The following is an 8761-nucleotide window of genomic DNA, read 5'->3' as shown; positions in this document are numbered from 1 at the left end:
CCCGTCGAGCGCATGATGCGCGACGCCAAGATCACCCAGATCTACGAAGGCACCAACCAGATCCAGCGCATCGTCATGGCCCGCAACCTCCCGTAGGCCCGGACACGGCCCCCGGCGCGAAGCCGGGGGCCGCGCACCCCGGCCCTACTCGACCGTCTCGCCCTCGGGCACCCGGTAGCAGCCGGAGACCACGGAGACGTTCAGCTTCGGCGGCTCGTCCTTCGCCCAGTAGGTGATCTTGACGCTGTGCTTCTCGGCGTCGTCGTCGGCCGTGAGCGTGAGGTTCCGGTTCCGGCTGGTGTCGGGCTCGAAGCCGACGACCTCCCAGCCCAGACCGGGCATCGACGTCTTCAGCCGCTCCATCACACCGTCGAGCCCGGAGGACGCCGCGGGCGTGAGGGTCCACGTGTGGAAGGTGCTGAAGTGCGTCTCCGGGTCCTTGCCCGGGCACTCGTCGGTGATGACACCGGCCTTGGTGGTGCTTCCCTCCAGGCCGATCAGGTCGTGGATCTCGCTGGAGACACCCTTCGTCGCGTCGATGGCCTGATCCGTGCCGCTGATGCCCGCGGACGGGGTCCTGTCTCCGCTCATGCCGCATCCAGTGAGGGTCGTGAGCGTGAGGGAGGCGAGGAGCGCGGCGGCGCCCAGCCTGGTCAGGTTCATGCCCGCGGTCACTTCTCCTTGGCCTGCCCGCCGACCGGGTCGGTGTCCCCGTACTTCGCCGCGAGAGCGTCGAGCTCCTGCTTGACCGTCTCGTCGGTCTTCGCCAGGTCGTGCCCGGCCGCCTTCAGGAGCCCGCCCAGCGCGTCACAGCGCGCGCTCACGTCACCCACGTACTTCTTCCAGGACTCGTACAGCTCCTTCTGCGCCGCCGCGCTCTGGATCCCGCCGCCGTCCCCGAGGCCCGCCTGCCCGGAGTCCAGCCGGGTCAGGGCGGTGGTGACGCCCTCCTTCAGGCCCGCGACCCCGTCGCCGGCCTTCACCCACGCCTTCTTGTCCGTCCTCAGGTCGTCCGAGTAGCCGCCGCCACCGCCCCCGTCCGGCGCGGCGACGGCCTGGTTCAGCCGCATCGCGGTCGGCCCGGTCCCGGCCGCCGCCTCGCTCTTCAGTTGCTCCCACTCGTCCCACGGCACTGTGGAACCTCCCCGTTTCCCCGTCGGTCGCTGCGCCCGCCGACCGTTCGCGGCGGACGAGAAAGCGGCCGGCACCCCCGACGGGGTGCCGGCCGTACGGTACGTCAGCGGTTCGACGTCACCGTGACCTTCTGGTCGTTCTTGATCTGCTCGACGAGCTGCTTCACCTTCGGCATGTCCCACTTCAGGGAGCCCTGCGGCGCGCTGCCCGCGATCGGCATGTTCATGGACACGCCGTCGCCCCCGCTGATCCCCTTCATCGCGAAGAACATCTGCCCGAGGTCGTACAGCGACATGTCCTTGTCGACGATCAGGGTGTCGAGGCCGGCGCCGAGGGTCGGGTACAGCGCGAAGGGGTTGAGGATCGTGCCCGGCGTCGCCGCCTGGTTGGCGAGCGCGGACAGGAACTTCTGCTGGTTCTTGGTCCGCGCCAGGTCCGACTCGGCGAAGGCGTACCGGGTACGGACGAAGGCGAGGGCCTGCTCGCCGTTCAGGGTCTGCTTGCCGGTCTGGAAGTCGGCGCCCGACTTCTTGTCCTTGAAGCCCTTCTCGATGTTCAGCTCGACGCCGCCGAGCGCGTCCACGATGTTCGCGAAGCCGGCGAAGCCGATCTCCGCGTAGTGGTCGATCCGCAGCCCGGTGTTGTACTCCACCGTGCGGACCAGCAGCTCGGGGCCGTCCATCGCGTAGGCCGCGTTCAGCTTGGAGCCGCCGCGGGCCGGGAAGGACTTGCCGGACTCGGAGCCGACGAAGTTCGGGATCGTCACCCAGGAGTCACGGGGCAGCGAGACCATCGTGTTCCCGCTGGAGCAGGCGGCGAGGATCATCATCGAGTCGGTCCGCTTGCCCTCCGCGGAACCGGTGTGCAGCTTCTTCTTCTCCTCGGACGACATGCCCTCGCGGCTGTCGGAGCCGACGATCAGGTACGTCGTGCAGTCGCCCTCGGCCGGCCGCTCGATGACCTTGGACAGGTCCACCTCGTTGCGCATCTGCGAACTGGCCCACGCGTAGGTGCCGATTCCCCACGCGAGGACGCCGACGACCAGCACGATCGAACCGATCTTGATCCGCTTGCGCCAGTCCGGCGCGGGACCGGCGGGACGGGCGCCCGGGCCGCCGGGTCCGGCAGGTCCCCCCGGACCGCCGGGCCCCTGGCCGCCGCCCTGCGGGGAGCCGTAGACCTGTCCGGAGCTGTACCCGGAGTCGTACCCCGTGGCCTGCGCCTGAGTGAAGTTCGGGTTGTACGCCTGCCCCTGGTCGTACCCCTGCTGGTACTGCGGGGACTGCTGTTCCTGCGGTCGTCTCCGCACGTGCCGCATCGGGCGGGCGCCCTCGGGCTGCTCAGGCCACTCATTCATGCGGACCAGTGTGCCGGTCTCCGCTTTCCGGGCGACAGGCCGGGTGGAAAATAGGACCGGTGCTGTTGCGAAGCTGATGCAAAGCGGACAACGCCGATACCCGGCATAAGGTGGAGGACATGACAGAACAGGGCCACATCCCGGGCAAGCCCACTTCGGCCTCCCGCACCACCCTCAGCCACATCATGACCAGCCACGACACCAACCTCCTCGGCACGGTGCACGGCGGTGTGATCATGAAGCTGGTGGACGACGCGGCGGGAGCCGTCGCGGGCCGCCACTCCGGAGGCCCGGCCGTGACCGCCTCCATGGACGAGATGGCCTTCCTGGAGCCCGTCCGCGTCGGTGACCTCCTCCATGTGAAGGCCCAGGTCAACTGGACCGGCCGCTCCTCCATGGAGGTCGGCGTCCGCGTCATGGCCGAGCGCTGGAACGACACCACCCCGGCGACCCAGGTCGGCTCCGCGTACCTCGTCTTCGCCGCGGTCGACGGCGACGGCACGCCCCGCACGGTCCCCCCGGTCCTCCCGGAGACCGAGCAGGACAAGCGCCGCTACCAGGAGGCGCAGATCCGCCGCACCCACCGCCTCGCCCGCCGCCAGGCCATCCTGGAACTCCGCGAACGCCGGGCCGCCGAGGGCTACGAGGACTGACCCCGCCCGCCCGGCGTCACGGGCACACCACCTGGTCCCCGGTCACCGCCTCGAACGGCCCCCGCGTCGGCGCCGTCTCCGCACGGACCGCCGTGACGCCCTGGTACGACGACCCCACCGTCACCCGCAGTGTCCCGCCCCGCCCCTTCACGGCCTTCAGCTCGGCCCCCGGAAGGGCGGCGGCCAGGGACTTCGCCGACCGGTCCCAGCGGGGGTCGTACTCCACCAGCGTCCGGATCCGCGCGGGTCCCTTCGCGGACAGCGGACTCCGGGTGGTGTCGAAGCCGGTGCCGCGCAGCGCGTCGTCCGCCTTCCGCCCCAGACCGTCGATCCGGGTCCCGTTGTAGACCTGCACCCGGATCGTCCTCGGCGCCACGTCCACCACGACGGCCTTCGGACCCTTCCGCTCCGCGGACGCCTGCCGGGTGGCCAGCGGCCGGTCCTCCCGCACCGCCGCGAAGAGCTTCTGCGCCTTGTCCGGGTCCCACTTCACCGTCGACCCGACGCCCTTCACGGGGAAGTCCATGTCCCTGACCGGCACCGACACGAACTCCGACGACGCCGGCGTGAAGCCGCGCATCGCCTTGGCCAGCGCCAGCAGCTGATCCGTGCCGAAGCCCTCGTCGGCCCGCACCGAGCCGAGCAGGGTCGTCGCCACCTCCCGGAACCGCACCGGGTTGAAGAGCACCCCGCCGCTGGTCAGCCGGTCCACCAGGGCCGCCAGGAACTTCTGCTGCCGCTGCATCCGGCCGATGTCCGCGGCCCCGTCGATGTACCGGGAGCGCACGTACTGGAGCGCCTGCCCGCCGTCCAGCTCGTGCGTGCCGGCCGCCAGCCGGAGCCCGGTGTACGCGTCCTTCACCGGCTTCGCCGTGCAGATCTGCACCCCGCCGACCGCGTCCACCGTCCGCATGAAGCTGGTGAAGTCGACCTCCAGATAGTGGTCGATCTTGACCCGGGTCATCGCCTCCACCGTCCGCACGGTCAGCGCGGGCCCGCCCTCCGAATAGGCGGCGTTCAGCTTCACCGGATGCGCCCGGTGCCTCTCCCCGCTGTTCTGGTCGGTGTGCGCCGGAAGCTCGGCGTACGAGTCCCGGGGCAGCGAGACGACGCTCGCCCGCTCCCGGTCCTCCGAGATGTGCACCAGCAGCACGGTGTCGGTGCAGCGGCAGGGCGCCCCGCCGAGCCGGTACTTCTCCTTCTGCTCGGGCGTGATCCGGTCGCGCCCGTCGGTGCCGACGACCAGCACGTTCATGCCGGTGCCCGCCCGCGGCCGGTTCTTCATGTCCTTGAAGGGGTCGACCCGGGTGATCCCGGTGTCGAGGCCGGTGACCACCGCGTGCCCGATCCCGCCGGCGGCCAGCACCACCACGGAGAGCGCGGTCGCCATCCGCATCCCCCAGCGGGGCCGCCGCCGGGGGCGCCGCGCCGGGGCGGGACGGGCTCCGCGCCGGGGGACCGGCGGCCGGCCGGCCGTGCCCCGCGGGCGGGGCGGACGGGGCGTGCGGGGCGGTGTGGGCACGGACGGACACCTCCGCGGCGGGGACAGGGGGACCGTGAGCACCGTAGGCCCATACGATCAGCCGCCAGGGTCACCGCCCCCGGTGGCGCGCGTCGGTGTCCCCCGTTCGCGGTAACGCGACCTGTTCGGCGAACCCCGCGCCTCCGCATCCGTGAAGATGCCGGTCCTCGACGGGGAGCGGTCTCCGCGCGACGCGGTCCGCCCCGCGGAGCGCCGCGGGTACGCCGACGGCCGGGCCCCTCGTCACCGAGGAGCCCGGCCGTCGGCGTCGGTCCGCCCCGTACCGGCTCAGCTCACGCCGTCCCAGCGGTAGACCGAGTACACCTCCATGCACTTCGCCTTGTCGTTGGCGCCGTCCGGCACGTCGTCGGCCGACCGCTTGGGCACCTTGTAGGCGGTGCCCTCGCGCCAGTCCGCGCCGACGACGAGGGTGACGTTCCCGATGGTGCCGTCCGCGCGGACGGTGGAGGTCGGCAGGCCGAGGGCCTTCGCCACGGACTCGGCGTCCGCGCGGCCCTGGTCGCCGGCCGCCTTGGGGTAGGCGACGACCGTGCCCTTGCTCGGCTTGGCCTCCTTCGAGGTGTCCGTCCGGCTGAAGCCCTTGCCGGTCAGCACGTCCTTGATGTTCCCGGCGCGGCCCTCGACGGCCGGCAGGTCGTTCCCCTCGGTCCCGTTGACGACCGTGACGGCGAGGGAGGAGGGCGCCGCGGCCGTCGGCTTCGGCTTCGCGTCCGCCGGCTTGGTCTTCGGCTTCGCGGGCGCCTTGTCGCCGTTCTTGTCCATGGCGACGTCGTTCCGGAGCAGATCCCAGATCTTCTCCGCGTCCGTGGCCCTCGGCTGGAGCCACGCCTTCGGGTTCTGCGGGTAGGGATCGGTCGGGATGGTGATCGTCGACAGCCGGTCGACCTTCACGTTCTTGAGCTGCATGCTGAGGTCGAAGAGCTTGGCCACGGTGTCCAGCCCGTCGGAGACCTGGAGCGCCTTGGTGCCGGTCTCCGCCAGTCCCATCAGCCGGCCGGTGTCGGTCCAGGCGTTCTGCTGCTGGAGCTTCTTCAGCATGCCGTTGAGGTACATGTGCTGGGCCTTGGCGCGGTTCTGGTCGCTGCCGAAGGCGTGCCGGGTGCGCAGCCACTGGAGGGCCTGCTCGCCCTTGACCTCGGTGGTGCCCTCCTTCAGCTTGAGGCCGGAGCCGCCCTTGACCTGCGCGGTCGACTTGTCGTGCACGCCGGTGGTGACGCAGACGGGGACGCCGCCGACCTCGTCGGCCATCGCCACCACGCCCGCGAAGTCGACCATCAGCCAGTGGTCGATGTAGACGCCGGTGAGCTTCTCCCAGGTGGTGAGCGTGCACCCCGGACCGCCGCGCGGGAGCGTGGAGTTGATGGGCTGGTCCACGGTGGCGGGGAAGGTCTCCTTGCCGTCCTCGCTCTTGCACTCGGGTATCGGGACGACGGTGTCGCGGGGGATCGATATGAGGGAGGCGTTCTGCCGGTCGGCGGAGACGTGCAGCAGCATCTGGACGTCGGCCCGGGGCTTGTCGTCCCGCAGGTCCTTGCCGCCGCCCAGGGCCACGTTCGCGTCGGACGAGCGGTCGTCGGAGCCGATCAGCAGGATGTTCAGCGGCGTGTCGCCCAGCGCGTTCGGCACCGCCTTCTTCACCCCGCTCTCGCCGCCCGCGCGGCCACCGCTGCGGATGTTGCCGTTCAGGTGCTCGTAGTAGGCGTAACCGGCGCCGGCCGTTCCGAGCACCAGGATCGCCACGCCGATCGCCGACCAGCGCAGCACCTTCCGCTTGCCGGCCTTCTTGGCCTGCTTGCGGGCCGCCGCGCGGCCACCGGCCGTGCCGGCCTCCGCACCGGCGCCCTCGGCACCCGCCGTGCCGCGCCGGCGTGCCGCCCGGCCGCCGGGTACGGCGGGTGCGTCCGGCCCCCCGGCCGGATCCTGCTCCCCGCCCGCCCCGGTCGCCTCGGCGGCGCCGTGCAGTTCGTCGTCCCAGCCATGATCTCGGGCGTGCGGAACGCTCGGCTGCCGCGTCCCCTCCCGTCGCACGCTGTTCTGTCCCACCCCAGGTCCCCTCATCGTCAAGGGCGCGCCGCGACCCGTTGTTCCCGGGTCACTGGGCGCACACCTTCTTGTCCGCTGCTACCTGACCGACGTCCGGCGCCTTCGTCGGAGCGGTCATGGGCACCCCCGCGCCCTTGAAGTCGGCGCCGAGGACGAGCGTCATGGGCTCGCGCTCCCCGGCGGCCGTGGTGCCCTGCTTGAGGGCGGTGGCCTGCAGACCCATCATCGCGGCGAGCGCGCGGGCCTGGTCGGCCTGGTTCGGTGCGTAGCTGAGCGTGGTCTTCGCCGCCTTCTCGGGGGCGTTGCTCTTGTTGGTCGAGCGAAGCACGCCCTCTTCGTTCTGGAGCCAGCTGATCGTCGACTGGGCGGCGCCCGTGATGCCGCTGCCGTTGTAGACGTCGACGCGGACCTCGGCGGCCGGGGCCTTCGGGCCCTGGAGGAGCTTCGCCTGTGCCTGGCTCTTCGCCTTCTTGGCGTCGGCCTCCTTCTTCTTCACCTCGGTGAAGGAGACGTCCTGCTCGATCATGCTGAAGATCTTCGGGGCGTTCACGGAGTCGAGGACGACGGTGGCGCGCTTGTTCGGCGGCTCGTCCGGGTTGTCGACCACCGGCACGGTGAGGAAGGTGATGTTCTTCAGGTCGACCTTGGCGATCTCCTGCGCCAGGGAGACGAGCTTCGTCGCCTCGCCGATGCCCTGGTCGACGGTGAGCGACTCGGTCGCCGCGGTGGCCACGTCCAGCAGCCGCGTCGGGCTGTCGAGGGTGTCCTCCTTGAGCTGCCGCATCATCGAGGCGAGGAACTGCTGCTGCTGCTTGATGCGGTCGAGGTCGCTCTCGTTGCCGAGGCCGTGCCGGTTCCGGAGGAACGCGAGCGCCTGCTCGCCCTGGACGCGGTGCTCGCCGGCGGGAAGGTTGAGTTTCGAGTAGTTCTTGTCGTGGATCGGCTTGGCGAGGCAGACCTTGACGCCGCCGACGGCCGTGGAGAGCTTCTTGACGGCGTTGAAGTCGACCATCATGAAGTGGTTGATCGGCAGGCCGGACATCTGGGTGACGGTCCGCATGGTGCAGCCGGGGTCACGGCCGTTGACCCCGAAGGACTCGTTGAACTTGGTCTTGCCGACCGAGCCCGGGATGACCTTGGTGACCCCGTCGACCTTCGTCGGGCACTCCGGGATCTCGGTCTTGAGGTCGCGCGGGATGCTCATCGCCGTGGCGTTGGTGCGGTCCTCGGCGATGTGGATGAGGAAGGTCGTGTCGGCGTGGCCGGTGACGTTGGTCTTGTTGCCGTAGGTCTCGTTGCCCTCGCCGGTGCGGACGTCGTTGCCGATGACGAGGATGTTGAGCGGCCCCTTCATCCCCTCCGACTTCACGGCCGCGTCGCCGACGTCCACGACGCCGATGTTGCCGTTGAGCTTGCTGTAGATCGCGTACGCGCCGACGGCGCCGCCCACGAGGACGAAGGCCATCGTGCCGCCGGTCCACAGCAGGACCTTCTTCTTGCGGCTGGCGCCCTGCTTGCGCTTGCGGCGCCGCTGCGGCGGGACCCGTCCGCCACGGCTCCCGTCACCGGTCGTGCCGGGCTCGGTCTCCGGTTCGGCCGTGCGGCGGCGCCGCTGGCCGGGAACGGGAGCTTCCGCCGGGGCGGTTGGCCGGGCCGCGGAGCGGGTACCGGTACCGGAGGCGCCGGCACCGGCGCGGGAGCCATCGAGCGGCGGCTGCTCAGCGGAGTGGTCCAGTCGCAGTTCGTAGTTGCCGGTCTGCGGGTTGAGCACCCACTGGTCGGCGGGGTCGATCTCGTCCGCCCGTCCACGGCTGTGCGCGTCCACGGTTCCTGTCCTCCGTCGGTGCCACGCGGGGCGCCTCCCCCTGTGGGCGCCACTCGGTCGTTCGATCCTTGGCTGAGTGCGACCACGCGGTCGGGTGCACCGGATCGCGTCACACTATCCGCCCAGTTCAGCGCGGGGCGACGTCAGTGACAAATTCCACGCCCCTTACAAGGGGGCAACTCTGCCCAAACCACATCGCCCCCTTC

8 protein-coding genes are annotated in these 8761 nt (G+C 70.9%); 2 read left to right on the top strand and 6 right to left on the bottom strand.

The window, feature by feature from the left end; translation table 11 throughout:
* Nucleotides 1-96, top strand: a 96-nt coding sequence (locus ACFYT9_RS39300) for an acyl-CoA dehydrogenase family protein (RefSeq protein ID WP_365541901.1), incomplete at its 5' end; no start/stop codon positions are given.
* Between the two features lie 48 nt (nucleotides 97-144).
* On the opposite strand, the gene ACFYT9_RS39295 is transcribed toward ACFYT9_RS39300, so the two are convergent.
* From ACFYT9_RS39295 to ACFYT9_RS39285, 3 genes are all read right to left on the bottom strand, one after another.
* Nucleotides 145-663: a hypothetical protein gene (locus tag ACFYT9_RS39295; RefSeq protein WP_389171944.1), complete on the bottom strand. Its 519-nt coding sequence runs from the start codon at nucleotides 661-663 to the stop codon at nucleotides 145-147.
* A gap of 8 nt (nucleotides 664-671) precedes the next feature.
* Nucleotides 672-1133, bottom strand: coding sequence for a hypothetical protein (locus tag ACFYT9_RS39290; protein WP_387280565.1), 462 nt, complete (start codon nucleotides 1131-1133; stop codon nucleotides 672-674).
* 104 nt (nucleotides 1134-1237) lie between these two features.
* Entirely contained in the window at nucleotides 1238-2491 is a 1254-nt protein-coding gene (locus tag ACFYT9_RS39285; protein ID WP_387280563.1) for an LCP family protein, read from the bottom strand.
* A gap of 119 nt (nucleotides 2492-2610) precedes the next feature.
* On the opposite strand from ACFYT9_RS39285, the gene ACFYT9_RS39280 reads away from it, so the two are divergent.
* Nucleotides 2611-3144 (top strand): acyl-CoA thioesterase, encoded by a 534-nt coding sequence (locus ACFYT9_RS39280; RefSeq protein ID WP_376603389.1) that lies wholly within the window; start codon nucleotides 2611-2613, stop codon nucleotides 3142-3144.
* Nucleotides 3145-3160: 16 nt separating this feature from the next.
* On the opposite strand, the gene ACFYT9_RS39275 is transcribed toward ACFYT9_RS39280, so the two are convergent.
* The 3 genes from ACFYT9_RS39275 to ACFYT9_RS39265 form a co-directional block, all read right to left on the bottom strand.
* Nucleotides 3161-4540 carry an LCP family protein gene (locus tag ACFYT9_RS39275; protein ID WP_389171941.1) on the bottom strand — a complete coding sequence of 460 codons (1380 nt, stop codon included), beginning with the start codon at nucleotides 4538-4540 and terminating at the stop codon, nucleotides 3161-3163.
* A 414-nt stretch (nucleotides 4541-4954) separates the two neighbouring features.
* Nucleotides 4955-6730 carry an LCP family protein gene (locus ACFYT9_RS39270; RefSeq protein WP_389171938.1) on the bottom strand — a complete coding sequence of 592 codons (1776 nt, stop codon included), beginning with the start codon at nucleotides 6728-6730 and terminating at the stop codon, nucleotides 4955-4957.
* Nucleotides 6731-6779: 49 nt separating this feature from the next.
* Nucleotides 6780-8555 carry an LCP family protein gene (locus tag ACFYT9_RS39265; protein WP_387277811.1) on the bottom strand — a complete coding sequence of 592 codons (1776 nt, stop codon included), beginning with the start codon at nucleotides 8553-8555 and terminating at the stop codon, nucleotides 6780-6782.
* Between the last annotated feature and the right edge of the window lie 206 nt (nucleotides 8556-8761).

This window comes from Streptomyces sp. NPDC004435 (assembly GCF_042873895.1).
In the GTDB taxonomy this organism is placed as follows: domain Bacteria; phylum Actinomycetota; class Actinomycetes; order Streptomycetales; family Streptomycetaceae; genus Streptomyces.
Note: the sequence above shows the minus strand (reverse complement) of the source record. Positions and strands in the feature narration are given on the sequence as shown.